The sequence below is a fragment of the Pseudomonas sp. UBA4194 genome, assembly GCF_002379585.1.
Taxonomy (GTDB): Bacteria; Pseudomonadota; Gammaproteobacteria; order Pseudomonadales; family Pseudomonadaceae; genus Aquipseudomonas.
On the sequence record NZ_DFUE01000068.1, the window covers coordinates 39409 to 58835 of the forward strand.

Below are 19427 nucleotides of genomic sequence, written 5' to 3' on the forward strand. Positions count from 1 at the left end.
CACTGCAGATCCCAAGACCCCCAAACATCGGCAAATATGGCACACTTTGCCCGTATCTGAATGAGTTGCCCCTAACAATAGAGGAACGACCGTGCACAACGTCGTCATCAGCGGAACCGGGCTGTATACCCCGGACCAGAGCATCTCCAACGAAGAGCTGGTCGAGTCTTTCAATGCCTATGTACAACAGTTCAACGCCGACAATGCCGCCGCTATAGATCGCGGTGAAGTGCAGGCGCTGGCTGAATCCAGTGCGGCGTTCATCGAGAAGGCCAGCGGTATCAAGAGCCGCTTCGTCATGGACAAGGCCGGCATTCTCGATCCGCAACGCATGAAGCCCAATCTGCCGGAGCGTAGCAACGACGAGCAGTCGATTCTTTGCCAGATGGCCGTGGCCGCCGCGGAGCAAGCCCTGGAGCGTGCCGGCAAGACCGCTGCCGATATCGATGCAGTGATCGTCGCCTGTTCCAACCTGCAGCGTCCGTATCCGGCCGTGGCCATCGAAGTACAACAGGCGTTGGGCATTCAAGGCTTCGGCTTTGACATGAACGTGGCCTGCTCCTCGGCCACTTTCGGCATCCAGCAAGCCTGCAACAGCGTGCAGTTGGGCCAGGCCCGTGCCGTGCTGGTGGTCGATCCGGAGATCTGCACCGGGCACCTCAACTTTCGCGACCGTGACAGCCATTTCATCTTCGGCGATGCGGCCACCGCGGTCATCGTCGAACGCGCCGACCTGGCCACGTCCGCGAACCGGTTCGAGATCGTCAGCACCCGTCTGCTGACGCAATTCTCCAACAACATCCGCAACAATTTCGGCTTTCTCAACCGTGCAGAGGCCGAAGGGCCGGGCGCCGACGACAAGCTGTTCGTGCAGGAAGGGCGCAAGGTGTTCCGCGAGGTGTGCCCGATGGTGGCCGAATTGATCGCCGCCCACCTGGCCGAAAACAACATTGCTGTAGATAGCGTCAAGCGGTTCTGGCTGCATCAGGCCAACCTGAGCATGAACCATTTGATCGTGAAGAAACTGCTGGGCCGCGATGCCAGCGTAGAAGAAGCGCCAGTGATTCTGGACACCTATGCCAATACCAGTTCGGCTGGCTCGGTGATCGCGTTCCACCGCTATCAGGATGATCTGCAGCCCGGTTCCCTGGGCGTGCTCAGCTCTTTCGGCGCCGGCTATTCGATCGGTAGCGTGATCCTGCGAAAACTGTAGCACCGGCGTCAGCCGGGTCACTCCCAAGTTACCGCTCAGGCAAACAGAAAAGGCGAAGTGCGCTGGATGGGGTCAGCACACTTCGCCTTTCTTTTTGCGGTGTAGAACCTTAGAACTTGGCTTCTACGTCCAGCTGCAGGGTATCGACGTCCTGGCGGCTGTTGTTGGTGACGCTGGAGGCAATGTAGGAGTCCTTGGCCTTCAAGTAGCTGGCTGCGACAGCGAAGTTCTTGTCGATGTCGTAGCTGACCTTGACCTTGTGGCCCTTGCCGCCGGTGAAGCCGTTGCCGAAGTCCGAGTCGGTGAACGCGCCAACCACTGCGTTACGCTCTACGTCGCGGTAGTTGTAGTCCAGGCCGATACCGTAGAACTTGGTCTTCACGCCGAACAGGTAGGCGGTATCTTCCTTGTCGGAAGTGGCGGTGCTCTGGGCATCGCCGTTGACCACGTACTGACCGTAGAACGACAGCGGCAGTGGCAGGCCGGTCAGGTCAAGCTGACCAAAACCTTCGTACAGCTGGAACTCGTTGCTGCCTGGAGCGTTGCCGTTGATGGCCAGGCCGGTGGTGTCGTTGTCGTTGTCGAATGCGTAGAGGCTACCGCCCAGGGTCACCTTGACGGTGTCGGCCGGGGCGAAACGAACGCCAGCCTGACCGGTGTACATGCGCAGGTCGTGCTGGAACTGATAGCCGTCGCCGTCGACGTTGTCGGTCAGCACGTAGTAACCGGTGCTGCCGAACAGCTCGGTCTTGCCGCCCAGAGGCATTTTGTAGGTGACTGCCAAGCCTTCCGGGTTGATGTCGCCGTCCCAGATCACGTCACCCATGCTCACCCATGGCTGGGCGATCTTGCCGCCAATCACGTGCAGGTTCGGCACGGCGGTCGGGTGGTAGTCGAGGTAGGCCTGGTCCAGCCAGATGGATTTCTTGTTGAACTGGCCATCCAGGCTCTGGTTGGTGGAGCGAGCATCGGCACTGCTACCGGTGGCGACACGGATACCGCCGTCTACCTGTGGGTTGATTTCGCTGTAGACGCCCAGGCGAGCACGGATGCGCTGACGGTCCTGGTCGCCGGTGATGTTGCGCGGCGTGTCGGTGGAAGCATCCACGCTTTCGTGACGCAGGCGGATGTCACCCTTGATCTGGGTTTTGGCAGCCCAGGCGACTTTTTGGTCGAAGGCACTCATTTTCTTCGATTGTTCGGCGGCAGCCACTTGCTGGGCTTGTTTCTCGCCTTCGAGTTCGGTTTTCAGCTCGGCATACTGTGCGGCATTGATCGAGCCGTTGGCCCGCAGCATGTCCAGCAACTTGGCGTCGACAGCGGCACTGGCCTGGCTGCTGATGGCCATCAGAACTGCGGCGCTCAGGCTAGCCTTGGTGAGTGTTGAAACAAGACGCATAACGTTCTCCCTATCGAAAATGGGCAGGCAAACGCCGGACCCTAAAAGTGCTTTCGGACACACCTGGCAGCGGGCGTGACGACTCCGAAAAACTGGCGCAAGTATTGCGATGGGTGATGACAAAACGATGTCAGAACAATGGCTTGGTTATTACAGTTGAACGGCCTTTAGCCCGTGCTAGAGCCTCGCGCGCGTGATGGCACATTTTCGGTGATGGCCGCTACCTCAGGGATACGCGATACTGACTTCAGCCCGCGATTTACCGGAGATGTCCCGATGCCGTTGCAAGTTGCTGCAAGCCTGTCCGCTGTGGACGCCGCCCAGTGGGATGCCCTGCTGCCCCAGCCGCAGCCGTTTCTGCGCCACGCTTTTCTTACCGCGCTGGAAGACAGTGGCAGCCTGGGCAAGGGCTCGGGCTGGGAGCCCGAGCACCTGCTGCAGGTTGAAGACGGCCGCCTGATCGCGGCGCTGCCCAGTTATCGCAAGTGGCATTCCTACGGTGAGTACGTGTTCGATCATGGCTGGGCCGACGCCTGTCGCCGCGCCGGGATCGACTACTACCCCAAATTGCTCAGCGCCGTGCCGTTCAGTCCCGTCAGCGGCCCGCGCTTGCTGGCGCGCAAGCCCGGGGAGGGTCTGGAACTGTTGCGCAGCGTGCCGGGTTATCTGGAGATCGAAGCGTTGACCAGTGCCCATGTCAATTTCACCGACCCGGACCTGGACGCCTTGTTGGGGCAGGAGGAGGGGTGGTTGGAGCGGCTCGGCTGCCAGTACCACTGGCACAACCGCGGATACCGGGATTTTCAGGACTTTCTCGATGCGCTGAGCTCGCGCAAGCGCAAGCAAATGCGCAAGGAGCGCGAGCAGGTGCTGGCTCAAGGGATCGAGTTCGAGTGGCGTGAGGGGCATCAACTCAGTGAAGCCGAGTGGGACTTCGTCTACGCCTGCTATGCCAATACCTATGCAGTGCGCAGGCAGTCGCCCTACCTGAATCGCGCGTTCTTCAGCCTGCTGGCCGAGCGTATGCCCGAGTCGATTCGGGTGGTGCTGGCGTGCCAGTCTGGACGGCCGGTGGCCATGGCGTTCAGTTTGCTGGGCGGCGACAGTTTCTACGGGCGGTACTGGGGATGTCTGGCGGAGTACGACCGCCTGCATTTCGAGACGTGCTTCTATCAGGGCATGGACTATGCGATCAGCCATGGGCTGCAGCGTTTCGATGCCGGCGCGCAGGGCGAGCACAAGCTGATTCGTGGCTTCGAGCCGGTGATCACCCGGTCATGGCACTACCTGCGCCACCCTGGGCTACGCTCGGCGGTTCAGGAGTTTCTGGAAGCGGAAAGGGTAGGGGTGTTGGGCTACGCAGAGGAGGCGCGGGCGGCGTTGCCTTATCGGCAAGCCTGACGGAGGGCAGCGCGGCCCTCCCTGGGGCCGCGGCGCACAACCCTATGCGGGGGGTGATGGCGCCGTACTGACACCATCACAGTCAATCCATCCCCACAAAGCCCCCGGTCTGGTGATGCCACAACCGCGCATACAGACCCTGCTGCGCCAGCAGTTCGCTGTGGCTGCCGATCTCCACCACCTTGCCTTTCTGCATGACCACCAGCCGGTCCATCTTGATGATGGTGGACAGGCGGTGAGCGATGGCGATCACCGTTTTGCCCTGCATCAAGGTTTCCAGGCTCTCCTGAATCGCGGCCTCCACTTCGGAGTCCAGCGCCGAAGTGGCTTCGTCCATGATCAGGATCGGAGCATTCTTCAGCAGTACCCGGGCGATGGCGATGCGCTGGCGCTGACCGCCGGACAGTTTCACACCACGCTCGCCGACATGGGCATCGAAGCCCTTGCGGCCCTCGCTGTCCGACAGCAAGGGCAGGAACTCATCGGCGCGGGCCTTGCGGACCGCTTCCCAGACCTGCTCCTCGCTGGCGTTGGGCTTGCCATAGCGCAGGTTTTCCAGGATCGAGCGGTGCAGCAGTGACGTGTCCTGGGTAATCAGGCCGATCTGCTCGCGCAAGCTCTCCTGGGTCACTTCGGCGATGTTCTGGCCGTCGATGAGGATGCGCCCGCCGGGCAGGTCATAGAGGCGCAGCAACAGGTTGACCAAGGTCGACTTGCCAGCGCCGGAAGGGCCGATCAGGCCAATCTTCTCGCCGGGGCGGATATCCAGGGTCAGGCCCTCGATGATGTTGTCGCCCTTGGGGTAGTGGAAGTCGACGTCTTCGAAGCGCACGTTGCCCCGCGTGACCTTCAGGCGCGGTGCGCCTTTCTTGTCGGTGACGCTGACCGGTTGAGCGATGGTCTGCAGACCATCCTGCACCATGCCGATATTCTCGAAGATGCCATTGACCACCCACATGATCCATCCGGACATGTTGACGATCCGAATCACCAGGCCAGTGGCCAAGGCGATGGCGCCCACGGAGATCAGCGACTGGGTCCATAGCCACAGGGCCAGGCCCGTGGTGCCGACGATCAACAGACCGTTAATGGTGGTGATGGCGAAATCCATGCTGGTGATTACCCGGCTGGCCAGCTGGGTCTTTTCCGTTTGTTCGGTGATGGCGTCGCGGGCGTACTGCTGTTCCATGCTGGTGTGGGCGAACAGTTTCAGCGTGGCGATATTGGAGTAGCCGTCGACGATGCGCCCCATGAGCTTGGAGCGGGCGTCGGACGAGATCACCGAGCGCTCCTTCACCCGCGGCACGAAGTAATACAGCGAAACGACGTAGGCGATGATCCACATGATCAGCGGAATCATCAGGCGCCAGTCCGCTTCGGCGAAAAGCACCAGGGCGCTGATTGCGTAGATGAGCACGTGCCACAGTGCATCCACGGCGGCCACTGCGGAGTCGCGCAGCGAGTTGCCGGTCTGCATGATGCGCTGGGCGATGCGCCCGGCGAAGTCGCTGTGGAAGAAGTTCATGCTCTGCTTGAGCACGTAGTTATGGTTCTGCCAGCGAATCAGGCTGGTCATGCCGGGGCTGATCGCCTGGTGCACCAGCAGGTCGTGCAGGCCAATGAAAATCGGCCGCAGCACCAGGGCAACCACCACCATCCAGGTCAGCTCAAGGGCGTTGTCGCTGAAAAAATGGACGTTCGGCGTGCCTTGCGCCATGTCGATGATGCGGCTGAGGTAGCGGAACAGCGCCACCTCGATCAAGGCACCGATCAGCCCCACCACCAGCAACGTGGCAAAGCTGGGCCAGACCTGTTTCAGGTAGTAGATGTAGAACGCCAGGACCTTGTTCGGCGGCGTTTCGGTGGGAGCTTCACGAAAGATATCGATCCATTGTTCGAAGCGGCGATAGATACTCAAACGTGCTCTCCTGTGCGTGTGTGACGGTCCTGGCGTGGGTAGCTCAATCCAGGCGCTTTGCCGACTTGATCATGATCGGATCGGACGGCACGTTCTGCATGCCGCGGGATGTAGTGGTCGGGGCGTTGGCGATGGTGTCCACCACGTCCATGCCCTTGACCACCTTGCCAAATACTGCGTAACCGAAGTCACGGCCACCGTGGTCAAGGAAGTCGTTGTCCTTCTGGTTGATGAAGAACTGACTGGTGGCCGAGTCCTTTACTTGAGTCCGAGCCATCGCGAGGGTTCCCCGAACATTGTGCAAACCATTGTCGGCTTCGTTTTTGATCGGTGCCGCGGCTTCTTTCTCGCGCATGTCACGGGTGAAGCCGCCACCTTGCACCATGAAGCCCGGAATCACCCGATGGAAGATGGTGTTGTTGTAATAGCCCTGGTCGACATAGGTCAGGAAGTTCTTGGTGCTGACGGGCGCCTTGACTGCATCCAGCTCCACTTCGATCTGGCCCATGCTGGTGTCGAGCAGCACGTGGGGCAGCTTGGCGTCGGCGGCCATCAGTTGGCCTGCCAGGGACAGGGTGCAGGCGGCGAGGAAGATTTTTTTCAGCATGGATCAGTGGTCCTTGGTTGAGGTGGCGACTGTCTGCAGGAATGCCGGTCGCGGCTGGTTGAAACGCTTGGCTGGGTCCAGCGGCATAGCCTGCCGGGAATTTTCGATGACGGCGAGGCGTGCACCGGGAATCAATGTTACGTAATGTTCTTTCAGCGCCACAGGTGGGTCGCCTTCATCGGCGCTGATGGTCAGGGTAGGACAGGTGATGCGCCCGAGACGTTCCTGCATACCCCAGCTGACGATGGCGTCCACGTCGGCTACCGGTCAGACGAGCTGTTCAGCGGCATGGGGGACATCCAGTGGCGCGGTGTCGAACGTGCGCAGCAGTTCGACGAGGATCTGCGTGGCCGGACCCAGGGGTTTGTCCTTGTTCGAGTAGAGGTAGAACGTGGGATGGCGACTGCCGCCCTGTTCCAGCGGCAGCGCCTTGAGCACGCCCTCGCGCAGCTCCCGTTCGATCATGTGCCGCGGCAGCCAGGCAAAACCCAGGCCGCTGCCGACGAAGGTCGACGCCGTGGCCAGGCTGCCCACCGTCCAGCGTTGTTCGGCGCCCAGCCAACCGACGTCCCGGGGCTGTTGGCGGCCGGAGTCGCGGATCACCACCTGCATCTGGTTTTCCAGATCGTGAAAGCTCAGCTCGCGGCCCATCTTCAGCAGCGGATGGTCGGGGTGGGCCACGGCGACGAACTCCACCGCGCTCATCTCCGTGCCCAGATGGCCCGGAATGCTGTAGCCACTGATGGCCAGGTCGGCGACGCCTTCGTGCAGCACCTCTTCGACCCCGGACAGCACCTCTTCACGCAGGCGCACCCGGCAGCCGCGACTCTGCGGCATGAAGGCGGTCAAGGCGCGGACCAGACGAGCGCTGGGGTAGGCGGCGTCCACCACCAGGCGCACTTCGGCTTCCCAGCCTTGCTCCATGTGGTGGGCGAGGTCTTCGAGCTGGCTGGCCTGCTTGACCAGTTGCCGGGAGCGCCGCAGCAGCACACCGCCTGCTTCGGTGAGCACCGCCTTGCGCCCGTCGATGCGCAGCAGTGGCACGCCGAGCTGGTCCTGCATGCGCGCTACGGTATAGCTGACCGACGATTGCGAACGGTGCAGGGCTTCGGCGGCTTGGGCGAAGCCGCCGTGATCGACCACCGCCTGCAGCGTTCGCCATTGATCGAGGGTGACCCGGGGCGCTTTCATCTACTACTCCTGTTGTCCTAAGCTGACAGCCTGCCTTGGAGACTGCCTGATGATCAGATGCTGCGCTGTGGTGCTTGCGTTGCTGCCCGCTGTAGCCGTTGCCTACCCCATCGATGTGGAGAAGACGCTCAACGACACCGATATCCTGGTGACCGCCCATGACACCGACTACGACCTGGGCGCCGTGACGCTGCAGAACTACGGGACCCAGGCAGCCCAGTGCAACGTGCGTTTTCGCAACGGGCCGGAGCCCGTGCGCACGCGCAAAGTGACCGTCGCCGCCGGGAAATCCGCCAATGTGTCGGTGAATTTCAAACGCAGCATCATCAAGTTGCGGGTTCAGGTGCACTGCGAACCGAGCGAATGATGCGCTATGGGTGACTGCGGGGTTGCATGCTTCACAGAGTAGAGGAATACGCCAACAAGACAACTTAATTGATAGGTTTTGCTGGGTATGCGACGTTTTTCATCGAGCAGGGGCGGGCTTTGGGGGCTTCATCGCGGGTAGGACCTGCTCCCACAGGGTGCGGTGATCTTGCTGGAGATCCCTATGGAAATCGGCTCTGCCCGTGACAGGGCCCTACACACATCTGGCCCATCCCCAGCGGATGCGCTAAGGTCCGCGCCTCGCAAATTCGAGGCACACCATGCAGTACCTTCTGATTGTTACCCTGATCCAGGCGTTCTCCTTCAGCCTGATCGGCGAATACCTTGCCGGCCACGTCGACAGCTACTTCGCCGTGCTTGCGCGCGTGCTGCTCGCTGGCCTGGTCTTTTTGCCCCTGACCCGTTGGCGCCAGGTTGAACCCAGGTTCCTGCGCGCGATGCTGTTGATCGGCGCCCTGCAGTTCGGCGTCACCTACGTCTGTCTGTACCTGAGCTTTCGCGTGCTCAGCGTGCCGGAAGTGCTGTTGTTCACCATCCTCACTCCGGTACACGTCACGCTCATCGAAGACGCGCTCAACCGCCGTTTCAACCGCTGGGCATTGGTCGCGGCTCTGGTCGCCGTCGCCGGCGCTGCGGTGATTCGTTTCGACCGTATCAGTCCGGACTTTTTCATCGGCTTCCTGCTGCTGCAACTGGCGAACTTCACCTACGCTGCCGGTCAAGTGCTGTACAAGCATCTGGTCGCTCGCCACCCCAGCGATCAGCCGCAATATCGCCGCTTCGGCTATTTCTACGTCGGTGCCTTGTTGGTAGTGCTGCCAGCATTCCTGATCTTCGGCAACCCGCACAACCTGCCCCAGGCGCCATTGCAATGGGCTGTACTGGCGTTCCTGGGGCTGGTGTCCACGGCACTGGGCATGTACTGGTGGAACAAGGGTGCCAGCTTGGTGCCCGGCCCCACGCTGGCGGTAATGAACAATCTTCATGTACCGGTGGGCCTGCTGCTCAACCTGCTGATCTGGAACCAGCACGAGCCGCTGGGGCGGCTGTTTGTGGGTGGGGCGGTGATTCTGTTCTCGGTGTGGCTGAGCCGGTTGGGCGTGCGCCGGGCAGCTTGAGTTGAGGAACCGATCACTGGTCATCTCATAGGTTGTGTGTGGGCCGACGCCGGGCGTAGAATCCGCCGCATCTGGCATCGCCCCTCATACTCATAACAACCGCTCACCCTATGCTCCGCCTGGCTTCAAGCATTGGCGGGGCATTCGTGCGTGGTTTTTTTGTGGGGCGGGTCGGCTTCCCCAACTACCGAGAGCACCTGAAGCCATCCAATGAACACACCCGTGAACACCTCTGCAGGCAGCTGGTTGAGCGTCATCGCCTTGGCGCTGGCCGCCTTCATCTTCAACACCACCGAATTCGCCCCCGTCGGGCTGCTGAGTTCGATTGGCGCCAGCTTTTCCATGCCCACTTCCCAGGTGGGCCTGATGCTGACGGTCTATGCCTGGGTGGTGTCGTTGATGTCGCTGCCGATGATGCTGATCACGCGCAACATCGAGCGACGCAAATTGCTGATCGGGGTGTTCGTGCTGTTCATCGTCAGCCATGTGTTGTCGAGCGTGGCGTGGAGCTACAGCGTGCTGCTGGTGAGTCGCATCGGTATTGCCTTTGCCCATGCGCTGTTCTGGTCGATTACAGCCTCACTGGCGGTGCGTCTGGCGCCTGCAGGGAAACAAACTCAGGCGTTGGGCCTGCTGGCCACCGGTACGTGCCTGGCGATGGTGCTGGGGGTGCCATTGGGTCGGGTCGTCGGCGAGGCATTGGGCTGGCGCACTACCTTCATGGGCATCGGCGGCGTCGCTACGTTGACCGTGCTGTGGCTGGCCCGCAGCCTGCCTTTGCTGCCGAGCCAGAACTCGGGCTCGCTGCGTAGTTTGCCAATGCTGCTCAAGCGCCCGGCGCTGGTGTCGCTGTACGTGATGACTGCGTTGGTGATCACGGCCCAGTACACCGCTTACAGCTACATCGAGCCCTTTGTGGCCGCAGCGGCTCGTATGAGCGGGGAGATGACCACCACCTTGCTGCTGCTGTTCGGTGGTGCTGGTGTGATCGGCTCGGTGGTGTTCAGTCGCTACAGCGGTCGCTACCCGCGCGGCTTCCTGATCGCCTCGATTGCCGTGCTGGGCTTGTGCCTGATGCTGCTGTTGCCGCTGGCACGCTATGCCTCATACCTGGGCGCGCTGAGTGTGATCTGGGGAATCTCGATCATGTGCTTCAGCCTGGCGATGCAGGCCAAGGTGCTGGAGCTGGCGCCCGACGCCACCGACGTGGCGATGTCGCTGCATTCGGGTATCTACAACATCGGGATTGGCGGTGGCGCGCTGCTGGGCAGCGTCGTGATCACCAACCTGGGCGTGTCCGACATCGGCATTGTCGGCGGCCTGATGGCCGCGGCCGGCCTGCTGCTGTGCTGCCTCACCACCCGCCGCGTAACAAACGCAACCCGCCCCGTAGCAGCGGCGTAAGCCGCGTCCGGTGGCGACCGGGTCGTCTGGAAGGATTGCGGTGTTTGAGACCCGGCTTACGCCGGTGCTACAGGGGCGCTGCGTTCTGAGGGTTGGCGGGGTTTTTGACCCGGTTTGCATCGGTGATACGGGTGCGTTCGGGCGATGTAGCAGCGGCGTAAGCCGCGTCCGGGCGCGACAGGGGCATCTGGAAGGATTGCGGTGCTTGGGACCCGGCTTACGCCGGTGCTACAGGGGCGCTGCGTTCTGAGGGTTGGCGGGGTTTTTGACCCGGTTTGCATCGGTGATACGGGTGCGTTCGGGCGATGTAGCAGCGGCGTAAGCCGCGTCCGGCCGCGGCGCGGTCATCTGGAGGTATTGCGGCGCTTGGGACCCGGCTTACGCCGGTGCTACTGAGCCAGTCGGAGAACTTCTATCTTCATTTCAATAAGCGCTGCGCAAGTGTGCGCACCTCTGGATCACGAGTGTAATCCTGCTCGAAACATATCCACCAACTCTCGAAGACCAGGTGGCATCTGCCGTCGTCCGGGGTAGTACATATAAAACGCCGGTTCGATGGGGGCCCAATCCGGAAGCACAATCTGTAGCTCCCCGCGAGCCAGGTGACTGCTAACGCGTTCTTCCAGGCAGTAGGTGATTCCTCGATCTGCCAGAGCCATCTCAACCCCGAAGGCAGTCTCGTTCACACACAGCTGGCCCGGGACATCAATGGCTTGGTGGTCGCCGTCCTTTTCAAAATCCCAGCGGTAGATGACGCCGTTTCCTGTTCGAATCTGAATGCAGTTATGGTTCTTCAAGTCCTCGGGAATCAGGATGCGAGCATTCGCGTTGAGGTATCGAGGGGAAGCCACCGCGACCCAGCGCAGATCTTCGCTGAGTCGAACGGCAATATAGTCCTCAGGAATGGTGTTGCCGAAACGGATACCGGCATCGAAGCCTGCCGCCACGATATCGACCATCTTGTCGTCGACAGCGACCTCTACAGAGACCTCAGGGTAGGCCTCCAGAAATGGAGGGAGAAACTTGGTGAACAGTAACCTTGCGCCATCGGCCAGCACGTTGAGACGGAGTCTGCCGGAAGGTCTATCTCTGTGTCGATCCAGCGCCGTCAGAGCGCCACTTATCTCGGAAAAGCCCACGGCCAGTCGCTTGGCGAGGGCTGCTCCAGCGTCGGTGGGGGACACCGTTCTGCTCGTCCGATTCAGTAGCCGAACCCCGAGCCGGCTCTCCAGGTTACGGATGGCATGACTCAATGCAGAGGTCGTGATACCCAGTTCCACAGCCGCATGGGTAAAGCTTCGCATCCTCTCGACCGCGAGAAAAGAGTTCAGATCGGCCAGGTCTGCTCGAGAAAGCCGCGTGGTAGGCAGTACAGGCATGACGCATCCATGGTTGAGTTCAATTCAATGGAGAGTCCAATCTCGCTAATCAATAGCGTGATTTATCTCATGTACTATTAATTCCACTCAACGATTGCTACGTCAACTGCACGTTGGCGTTATTTTTCACACGCGTGTTCAGCCAGGAAGACATCCCCATGAATCATCCAGCCATTCGTAAAGGCGCCGTCGCGGTCATTACTGGGGCAGCTGTTGGTATTGGTTACGCCATTGCGCGCCGCGTTGCCAGCGAGGGTATGAACGTCGTTCTTTTTGATCGCGATGCGACTGCACTGGACGAAGCCGTCAAGAAATTACTCAACGAGTCTCCTGCCGTGAAGCTGCTGGCGATTGAGGGCGACGTCACGTCGGAAAACGATCTTCACGAGCTTTACGAAAACGCATGTGAATTCGGTGAAGTTTCACTACTGGTGAACAACGCGGCGATTACAAAGGGCGCTGGCCCCTGGGAGGGTATTTCCAAGTGGCGAACGCTTATGGAAATCAACTTCTGGAGCGTACTGAAGCTTCAGCAACTGTTCGTGGAGACGATGTTCTCCCAAGGCGGCGCCGCAGCAATCGTGAACCTGGGTTCAAAGGAAGGTATCACCACGCGCCCAGGCAACGCTGCCTATTCATTGTCTAAAGCTGCAATCAAAGTCCTTACCGAGCAATTGGCTCATGAGCTTCGGGAAAAAGCAGGGGATCGAATTTCGGCGCACCTATTGATACCAGGCTACACGTTTACCCCGATGAATTTCCCAGGAATAACCCGCGACTCTCAGAAGCCAGACAGCCCCTGGACTGCAGATCAAGTTGCGGATCGTCTGGTCGCGCAAATGGAAGCGGGCGACTTTTATATTTTCTGTGAAGACAACGAAACCAGCTGGGAGCTGGATCAGCGCCGCATGCAGTGGGCGGCAGACGACATGATTCAGAACCGTCCTGCACTCTCTCGCTGGCACAAAGACTACGCGAACAAGTTCGCTCATTACATCGCGGATATCGCCGAAAAGTAAGCTGGGGACGCCGGCTCAATAAGTACATTCTTGGCACCTCATTTAGGTAGGTGCCATTCCTTTTCAATTTCTAAAGCGTGCCCTCGGTACCGCTTCGTCGGAGGCATCGTTGATGACGAGTCACACCAGTGTTGATACAAGTTCCGCGCAAACCCAGCCGGCCATTGACGTCCCGCACGGCACAGGTATGGCGATCACCATGCTTGGCCTGGGCGGTCTATTTATCGGAACCGGTGAGTTTGCCTCCATGAGTCTGCTTCCAGGTTTGGCGTCGAGCACGGACGTCTCCATACCGGTTGCGGGCAGTTACATCACGGCCTACGCACTGGGTGTCGTGGTCGGTGCGCCGCTCATTGCGATCCTCGCCGCACGCTGGCCCCGCAAGGCGCTATTGATTGCTTTGCTTGCGTTGTTTGCTGTTGGATACGGAGCAAGTGCCGTCGCCTGGAATCACGCGACTTTGCTGGGTGCACGTTTCCTGGCGGGTCTGCCGCATGGCGCTTACTACGGTGTCGCCTGCCTGGTGGCCGCCACCATGGTGGCTGAAAACCGAAAAGCCCAAGCTGCCGGCTATGTCATGGCGGGGTTGGCAGCGGCCAATGTTGTCGGTGTACCGGCTGCCACGTGGATCGGCCAGCTCTTCGGATGGCGGGGCGCGTTTGCGGCGCTCGCAGCGGGTGGAGCCATCGCCATCATTCTGTTTTGGATATTCATCCCGACCATCCCCCGCGATGAGTCTGCGAGTCCGAAATCTGAACTCGGTGGACTTAAAAAACCTCAGCTTTGGCTGACGCTAGCCACCGCCTCAATTGGCTTCGGCGGGATGTTTTCGGTGTACAGCTACATCACCCCGACGCTTACCGAGGTGACAGGTTTCTCATCCGGTCAGGTACCTATGGTTCTGGCGCTCTGGGGGATCGGGATGATCGTTGGCAACCTGATAGGCGGGTGGTTAGCAGACCGCGCTCTGGTGCCTGCAATCTTCTACATCATGATTTGGAATGCGGTGTTCCTTGCCGCTTTCTCACTCTTTGCTTCGTCTGGTGTTGGCACATTGGCCGTACTGTTTCTGATTGGCTGCGGCTTCGCACTGGTACCTGCACTTCAGGTGCGCCTGATGAATGTTGCTGGTGAAGCTCAAACCCTAGCAGCGGCCCTAAATCACAGTGCTTGCAACATATCCAACGCTGTCGGTGCATCGCTTGGCGGACTTGCTATTGCTGGTGGACTTGGCTGGGCATCGACGGGTTGGGTTGGCGCAGGTCTGGCGGTTCTCGGCATTATATTTTTCGCTATCTCCCTCGGTGTTGAAAAGCGCTCCATGTCGACCAGACTCGCCACGTCGTAATCACGAGAGCGAGACAATACCCGTCGAGCTCCGATAGCCGTAATCGCCGCCCTGGACAGTGGAAAGCGTCTGGGCCCTGACCCAAGCGCATTTACCTAAGCGATCTCGTATACGGGTAGATTGATACCGGCAGAGCTTAATACTGCCGGTATCGTTCTATGTAGGTCAGGAAAAGCCTGTCACCGCATGAGGCACGTATGGGGCTTCGAGGCGTTTGATTTCATCGTCAGTTAGCAACAGTTCCAGCGCTGCAATCGCGTCGTCTAGTTGAGGTGCCTTGGAGGCGCCAACGATGGGGGCTGAAACTCCGCGCTTGGCCAGCACCCAGGCCAACGCAATTTGCGCCATAGGTACGCCTCGCTCATTGGCAACCTGCTCAACGACGTCAATCACTCGACCGTCTTCAACTTCCGTGGCTTGGTAAAACGACTGGCCGCTAACATCAGTTTTGGTGCGCTCGGTTTGTTGGCCATGGGGCCTGGTCAACCTGCCACGTGCCATTGGGCTCCATGGCATCAACCCAACACCCTGATCGAGACAGAGCGGGATCATTTCTCGTTCCTCCTCTCGATACACCAGGTTCAGGTAGTTCTGCATGGATACGAACTTGCTCCATCCGTTTGCCGCGGCAACCTGCTGAGCCTTAGCGAACTGCCACGCGTACATGGAGGATGCGCCGATGTATCTGGCTTTACCTGCCTTAACGATGTCATGCAGGGCTTCCATCGTTTCTTCGATAGGGGTGTCGTAGTCCCAGCGGTGGATCTGATACAGGTCGATGTAATCGGTGCCCAATCGGGTCAAGCTCGCATCAATGCTGGCCATGATTGCCTTACGAGAAAGACCTTTCTCGTTCGGCTTTGTTGAGCCTTCCCACATGTTCGCGGGGAAAAATACCTTCGTGGCGATCACGGTTTCTTCTCGACGCGTGAACTCCTTGAGCAGCTTGCCGACGATGATTTCCGACGTTCCAGCGGAGTAGCTATTCGCCGTGTCGAAGAAGTTGATCCCTTGCTCGATTGCGTGCTGGATGATGGGCCGGCTTTCCCCCTCGCCTAATGTCCATGGATGTGTGCCAGCATCAGGCTCGCCGAAGGTCATGCATCCAAGGCACAGTCTCGAAACGTCCAAGCCTGTACTCCCAAGTTTCACGTACTTCATAGATCCTCCATTAGAGCGTTGATTGGTTTGTCACCCGACCTAGCCGAATGGCACTCCCTCTACGCTACCGCAATCACAGGCTCCATGTCCTTAACCAATGTTGAACTGATTTCAATCACGCGTTGATTGAAATCGAAGGGTTGTTCGCATGACATGGGAGTCAGTACAGGGGTAAGGCGAAGTTAATCGCCAATTAGCTCCGGAGGAAGAAATGTCTGCATCAATTAAACGGGTAGCAGTAACGGGTGGTCACGGCAACGAAGTAGGCACCGGTGTGCCGTATGACAAAACGGATGCTCCTTATGTACAGGTGGACGAGGCCTACCCGATGCGTGGTTACAACGTCTACTCCCTGACTAAGGTGCTAGGCGAGGAAATGGCCCGCCAGTTTTGTTTGAACGACCCATCCCTTCTGCAGCGGGTAGTCACCAGCGGATAGCGCTCATTGCTCCATTCATTGGGGCAATGTTCTTTCAATAAGACTGGAAATCACGACGCATACGTTGGGAGCGATGAGATGACGAAGCTACAAGAGGTAGGTTTTCTGGGGTTCGACGTATTTGGCACTGTTGTCGATTGGCGAAGCGGCGTCGCGCGAGCGGCTGCTCCTTTTCTAAACCGACACGGATTGAATGTAGACCCCCTCGAGTTCGCAGATCAATGGCGTGGGCTGTACCAACCGTCGATGCAACGTGTGCGATCTGGTGAGCGTCCCTTTGTAACCCTGGATGTGTTGAATCGGGAGAATCTAGAGACGGTACTTTCCAGCCACAACGCAGATTTCGCGCAGATCACTGATGCCGAACTGATTGAGCTGAACAAAGCGTGGGAACGGTTAGATCCATGGCCTGACTCGGTCGCCGGTCTCACGCGTCTGAAGCGCAGATTCTCTATTGGCCCTCTGTCCAACGGGCATATTGCCGGGATGCTCAATCTCGCCAAATTTGGTGGGCTGCCATGGGACGTGATCGTAGGTGCTGAAGTCGCTGGATCATACAAGCCCCAGCCGCAGACCTACTTGAAGTCTGCAAAAGCGGTCGGCTTGGCGCCCGAGGCGGTCGCCATGGTTGCCGCTCACAATTCTGACTTGGCTGCAGCGCGCGCCAACGGGCTCAAGTCCGTTTTCATTCGTCGCCCGTCCGAGCATGGGCCTGGCCAGACGTCCGACTTGGTCGCTGAGCAAGACTGGGATGTGATCGTCGACTCCCTCACTGAAGCAGCCGACGCCCTCGACTGCTGAATCTATTTTTTGGAGCATTACCATGACTGACTTACGCCCGCTTGCCCTGGTTACCGGGGCATCCAGCGGCATTGGCTATGAACTCGCGCGTCTATTCGCGGCTGACGGCTATGACCTCATCATTACGGCAACCGGCGAAAACGATGGCCTGGAGCGTACTGCTGATGCCGTTCGTGCCACCGGCGCCAATGTGACCATCGTCAAGGCGGATCTGACTGGGTCTGAAGGAGTCGAGCGAGTTGTAGAGGCAGTACGCTCAGCTGCACGCCCACTGGACGCAGCAGCGTTAAACGCAGGGTTGGGGCTAGGTGGTTTTTTCCTTGGGGGCACCTCAATTGAAGATGAAATGAAGCTGATTCAGCTGAACACAGCCTCCCAAGTGCACCTCACCAAATTGCTCCTCCCGGACATGGTCGCGCGTGGCCAGGGACGTTTGCTTTACACCGCATCAATTTCTGGAACCATGCCTACGCCTTACGAGGCGGTGTATGGCGCGACGAAAGCGTTTTTGATCTCCTTTGTTGAGGCCGTCAAATCAGAGATCAAGGACAGCGGTGTCAGCCTGACGCTGTTGCTACCTGGGGAGGTAGATACAAACTTCTGGCATCGAGCCGGGATGGATACAAGCAAGCTTGGGCTGGGCCCAAAAGCTGCGCCTACCAAAGTGGCGGAGGAGGGCTATGAAGCCATGAAGGCAGGAAAGGATCGAGTCGTCGCCGGTAAGCCTGACAGCAAGTTCATCGGCAATGTCGTGAACAAGTTTCTACCTGACACGATGACTGCGGATTTACATGCCAAAGGCGCCAAGCCGGGCTCAGGATTAGAGGATAAGGACGGCTGACTCAATATCATCTGCACAACGATCCGGCGGCCAATTTGATTGGCCGCCGGCTTTGCTTTACCAGTCCTGTTTGGTCGGGTGAATGACGATGTCGTTGATCGTAAGGTTGTTGGGCTGGTCTAGGGCGTAGGCCACGGCGTCGGCAACCTGCTCAGGGGTAATGGCGATCTTGTTAAGTTCCTGAGCTGCTTTTTTGCCTTCGCTGTTATTAACCTTTTCCGCCCAGCCGGTATTGATCACACCAGGGCTGATCATCGATACCTGGATGCCATGCTCAACACCTACTTCCTTGCGCAGGCTTTCGGTGATGCCTCTGATGAAAAATTTCGTCGCGCTGTAGACACCGCTTGAACCACCGACATGAAGCCCGGCTACGGAGGACATGTTGAGGATCTTGCCATGGCCTTGAGCAATCATGCCTGGCAGCACTGCCGCGATGGCGTGCAGATATCCACGGATATTGGTGTCGATCATTTTATCCCAGTCATCGACTGCAACATCCTTCCAGTCAGAAAACAGCATCAGACCTGCGTTGTTCACTAGGCTATCTACCTTTCCATATTTGGATATTGCGAATTGGACAAGATCCTCCAGGCTGGAACGTTCGGAAACGTCGGTCAGGTGATAAGCCGCTTTCCCGCCGGTGTCCTTGATTTGTGACACGAGCTTTTGAAGTTTTTCTTCGTTCCGAGCGGCCAGAACTATTTTGCTGCCTTTCCCTGCAAGTTGCAGCGCCGTGGCGGCACCGATACCTGAAGAGGCGCCGGTAATGATGGTTACAGTGTTTTCCAAATTAGACATCTGCTGTTTCTCTCTTGGTTAAGGTCACAGCGTCTGACCTGCACCGAAAGGCGATGACCTTGTATTCAGGGCAACGCTTCGTTGAGTAGGGCTCATGGATCATTCAGGGTCGGGAGGTTTCCGATGGTGAGTGACATCTACTTAAACTTGAGGAGTAACCCATGACTGCTACACGCCCACTCGCCCTAGTGACTGGAGGTTCTTCAGGAATCGGTTTTGAACTGGCGAAGCACTTCGCCCAGAACGGTTTCGATTTGGTCATCTCTGGTTCGAGTGACAAAGTCGAGAAATCCGCCGAAGAGATCAAAAAGTTAGGTGCTCAATGTTTTGCTCACCAGGCAGACGCTGCCACATATGAAGGCGTCCAAGGCCTCTGGGATTTTGTCGTATCGCTGAATCGTCCGCTCGAAGCCGCAGCATTGAACGTCGGCATCGGCCAAGGCGGCGCGTTCATTGATAACAAGCTTGAAGATGACTTCAAACTGATCGCCATCAACATCACTGGCACCGTACACATGGCCAAGCGGGTTGCCCAGCATATGGTGGCGAATGGAAAGGGTCGTATTCTGATCACGTCCTCAATTTCCGCGACCCAGCCAACGCCCTACGAAACGGTCTACGGCCCGTCGAAGGCCTTCGGCTTTTCTTTTGCCGAGTCCCTACGCGAAGAGCTCCGCGAAACTGGCGTTACCGTAACCGCTTTGCTTCCTGGAGCTACTGACAGTGAGTTCCACAAGAACGCTGGCATGGGGAATAGCGCAATCGGCGAAGCGAAGAAAAACGACAAAACTGAGGTCGCGCGTCAGGGTTTCGAAGCGCTGATGAACGATGTCGATCATGTCGTGGGTGGCGATGAAGAAACCAAGCAACAGGCCATCGACAACCGGACAACGCCGGAAGTCGTGAAAGCGCATCGACACGCGAAAAATGCCCGTCTGAAATAAACGATCCGTGCGCTGCGAAGGCGTGGCACTTCTGGAGTAGGCCACGCCTTCGCTAG

Annotated in this window: 18 protein-coding genes and 1 pseudogene; 11 read left to right on the top strand and 8 right to left on the bottom strand. The window is 58.7% G+C overall.

The features are described 5' to 3' along the window. Positions 1–91 precede the first annotated feature (91 nt). Positions 92–1213 (top strand): beta-ketoacyl-ACP synthase III, encoded by a 1122-nt coding sequence (locus B3397_RS16475; protein ID WP_296252031.1) that lies wholly within the window; start codon positions 92–94, stop codon positions 1211–1213. Between the two features lie 109 nt (positions 1214–1322). Here B3397_RS16475 and B3397_RS16480 read toward each other — a convergent pair whose 3' ends face one another. Next, on the bottom strand, positions 1323–2612 hold the full coding sequence (locus B3397_RS16480) for a putative porin (protein ID WP_296252033.1): 1290 nt from the start codon (positions 2610–2612) through the stop codon (positions 1323–1325). 276 nt (positions 2613–2888) lie between these two features. Between B3397_RS16480 and B3397_RS16485 the strand changes: the two genes are divergently transcribed. Next, entirely contained in the window at positions 2889–4013 is a 1125-nt protein-coding gene (locus B3397_RS16485) for a GNAT family N-acetyltransferase (protein WP_296252035.1), read from the top strand. Positions 4014–4095: 82 nt separating this feature from the next. Here the strand turns inward: B3397_RS16485 and B3397_RS16490 are convergent, their stop codons facing one another. The 4 genes from B3397_RS16490 to B3397_RS16505 are packed head-to-tail and all read right to left on the bottom strand — an operon-like array spanning position 4096 to position 7729. After that, a complete protein-coding gene (locus B3397_RS16490; RefSeq protein ID WP_296252106.1) occupies positions 4096–5925 on the bottom strand; it encodes an ABC transporter ATP-binding protein in 1830 nt (609 codons plus the stop codon). Between the two features lie 49 nt (positions 5926–5974). After that, positions 5975–6538, bottom strand: coding sequence for a peptidylprolyl isomerase (locus B3397_RS16495; RefSeq protein ID WP_296252037.1), 564 nt, complete (start codon positions 6536–6538; stop codon positions 5975–5977). Positions 6539–6541: 3 nt separating this feature from the next. Beyond that, positions 6542–6793, bottom strand: a complete 252-nt coding sequence (locus B3397_RS16500; protein ID WP_296252038.1) for an alpha/beta fold hydrolase — start codon at positions 6791–6793, stop codon at positions 6542–6544. A gap of 12 nt (positions 6794–6805) precedes the next feature. Further along, positions 6806–7729, bottom strand: coding sequence for a LysR family transcriptional regulator (locus B3397_RS16505; protein WP_296252041.1), 924 nt, complete (start codon positions 7727–7729; stop codon positions 6806–6808). A 49-nt stretch (positions 7730–7778) separates the two neighbouring features. Here B3397_RS16505 and B3397_RS16510 point away from each other — a divergent pair, with 49 nt between their 5' ends. The 3 genes from B3397_RS16510 to B3397_RS16520 all read left to right on the top strand — a co-directional run bounded on the left by B3397_RS16510 (position 7779) and on the right by B3397_RS16520 (position 10638). Next, on the top strand, positions 7779–8096 hold the full coding sequence (locus tag B3397_RS16510) for a 3-phosphoglycerate kinase (RefSeq protein ID WP_296252043.1): 318 nt from the start codon (positions 7779–7781) through the stop codon (positions 8094–8096). Positions 8097–8376: 280 nt separating this feature from the next. Further along, on the top strand, positions 8377–9234 hold the full coding sequence (locus tag B3397_RS16515) for a carboxylate/amino acid/amine transporter (protein WP_296252045.1): 858 nt from the start codon (positions 8377–8379) through the stop codon (positions 9232–9234). A 210-nt stretch (positions 9235–9444) separates the two neighbouring features. After that, positions 9445–10638: a sugar transporter gene (locus B3397_RS16520; RefSeq protein ID WP_296252047.1), complete on the top strand. Its 1194-nt coding sequence runs from the start codon at positions 9445–9447 to the stop codon at positions 10636–10638. 458 nt (positions 10639–11096) lie between these two features. Here B3397_RS16520 and B3397_RS16525 read toward each other — a convergent pair whose 3' ends face one another. After that, positions 11097–12017 carry a LysR family transcriptional regulator gene (locus tag B3397_RS16525; RefSeq protein ID WP_296252049.1) on the bottom strand — a complete coding sequence of 307 codons (921 nt, stop codon included), beginning with the start codon at positions 12015–12017 and terminating at the stop codon, positions 11097–11099. A 158-nt stretch (positions 12018–12175) separates the two neighbouring features. Here B3397_RS16525 and B3397_RS16530 point away from each other — a divergent pair, with 158 nt between their 5' ends. Together B3397_RS16530 and B3397_RS16535 are read left to right on the top strand one after the other, a co-directional pair. Beyond that, a complete protein-coding gene (locus tag B3397_RS16530; RefSeq protein WP_296252051.1) occupies positions 12176–13036 on the top strand; it encodes an SDR family NAD(P)-dependent oxidoreductase in 861 nt (286 codons plus the stop codon). A gap of 187 nt (positions 13037–13223) precedes the next feature. Next, entirely contained in the window at positions 13224–14384 is a 1161-nt protein-coding gene (locus B3397_RS16535) for an MFS transporter (protein ID WP_296252108.1), read from the top strand. Between the two features lie 165 nt (positions 14385–14549). Here B3397_RS16535 and B3397_RS16540 read toward each other — a convergent pair whose 3' ends face one another. Further along, complete coding sequence (locus B3397_RS16540) at positions 14550–15545, bottom strand: aldo/keto reductase (protein WP_296252053.1); 996 nt, start codon at positions 15543–15545, stop codon at positions 14550–14552. Positions 15546–15801: 256 nt separating this feature from the next. Between B3397_RS16540 and B3397_RS16545 the strand changes: the two are divergent. The 3 genes and pseudogenes from B3397_RS16545 to B3397_RS16555 form a co-directional block, all read left to right on the top strand. Further along, positions 15802–15957, top strand: a pseudogene (locus B3397_RS16545) (NAD(P)-dependent oxidoreductase); the annotation flags it as partial. 105 nt (positions 15958–16062) lie between these two features. Next, a complete protein-coding gene (locus tag B3397_RS16550; protein ID WP_296252056.1) occupies positions 16063–16785 on the top strand; it encodes a haloacid dehalogenase type II in 723 nt (240 codons plus the stop codon). Between the two features lie 22 nt (positions 16786–16807). Beyond that, positions 16808–17626, top strand: a complete 819-nt coding sequence (locus tag B3397_RS16555; RefSeq protein ID WP_296252057.1) for an SDR family NAD(P)-dependent oxidoreductase — start codon at positions 16808–16810, stop codon at positions 17624–17626. A gap of 57 nt (positions 17627–17683) precedes the next feature. Here B3397_RS16555 and B3397_RS16560 read toward each other — a convergent pair whose 3' ends face one another. Then, positions 17684–18427 carry an SDR family oxidoreductase gene (locus B3397_RS16560; RefSeq protein WP_296252059.1) on the bottom strand — a complete coding sequence of 248 codons (744 nt, stop codon included), beginning with the start codon at positions 18425–18427 and terminating at the stop codon, positions 17684–17686. Positions 18428–18588: 161 nt separating this feature from the next. Here B3397_RS16560 and B3397_RS16565 point away from each other — a divergent pair, with 161 nt between their 5' ends. Next, positions 18589–19371: an SDR family NAD(P)-dependent oxidoreductase gene (locus tag B3397_RS16565; protein ID WP_296252061.1), complete on the top strand. Its 783-nt coding sequence runs from the start codon at positions 18589–18591 to the stop codon at positions 19369–19371. Positions 19372–19427: the final 56 nt, after the last annotated feature.

Coding starts and splice junctions, on each gene's coding strand:
- B3397_RS16480 (WP_296252033.1), bottom strand. CDS start 2,612: ATGCGTCTTGTTTCAACACTCACCAAGGCTAGCCTGAGCGCCGCAGTT.
- B3397_RS16485 (WP_296252035.1), top strand. CDS start 2,889: ATGCCGTTGCAAGTTGCTGCAAGCCTGTCCGCTGTGGACGCCGCCCAG.
- B3397_RS16495 (WP_296252037.1), bottom strand. CDS start 6,538: ATGCTGAAAAAAATCTTCCTCGCCGCCTGCACCCTGTCCCTGGCAGGC.
- B3397_RS16505 (WP_296252041.1), bottom strand. CDS start 7,729: ATGAAAGCGCCCCGGGTCACCCTCGATCAATGGCGAACGCTGCAGGCG.
- B3397_RS16510 (WP_296252043.1), top strand. CDS start 7,779: ATGATCAGATGCTGCGCTGTGGTGCTTGCGTTGCTGCCCGCTGTAGCC.
- B3397_RS16515 (WP_296252045.1), top strand. CDS start 8,377: ATGCAGTACCTTCTGATTGTTACCCTGATCCAGGCGTTCTCCTTCAGC.
- B3397_RS16520 (WP_296252047.1), top strand. CDS start 9,445: ATGAACACACCCGTGAACACCTCTGCAGGCAGCTGGTTGAGCGTCATC.
- B3397_RS16525 (WP_296252049.1), bottom strand. CDS start 12,017: ATGCCTGTACTGCCTACCACGCGGCTTTCTCGAGCAGACCTGGCCGAT.
- B3397_RS16530 (WP_296252051.1), top strand. CDS start 12,176: ATGAATCATCCAGCCATTCGTAAAGGCGCCGTCGCGGTCATTACTGGG.
- B3397_RS16535 (WP_296252108.1), top strand. CDS start 13,224: ATGGCGATCACCATGCTTGGCCTGGGCGGTCTATTTATCGGAACCGGT.
- B3397_RS16540 (WP_296252053.1), bottom strand. CDS start 15,545: ATGAAGTACGTGAAACTTGGGAGTACAGGCTTGGACGTTTCGAGACTG.
- B3397_RS16550 (WP_296252056.1), top strand. CDS start 16,063: ATGACGAAGCTACAAGAGGTAGGTTTTCTGGGGTTCGACGTATTTGGC.
- B3397_RS16555 (WP_296252057.1), top strand. CDS start 16,808: ATGACTGACTTACGCCCGCTTGCCCTGGTTACCGGGGCATCCAGCGGC.
- B3397_RS16560 (WP_296252059.1), bottom strand. CDS start 18,427: ATGTCTAATTTGGAAAACACTGTAACCATCATTACCGGCGCCTCTTCA.
- B3397_RS16565 (WP_296252061.1), top strand. CDS start 18,589: ATGACTGCTACACGCCCACTCGCCCTAGTGACTGGAGGTTCTTCAGGA.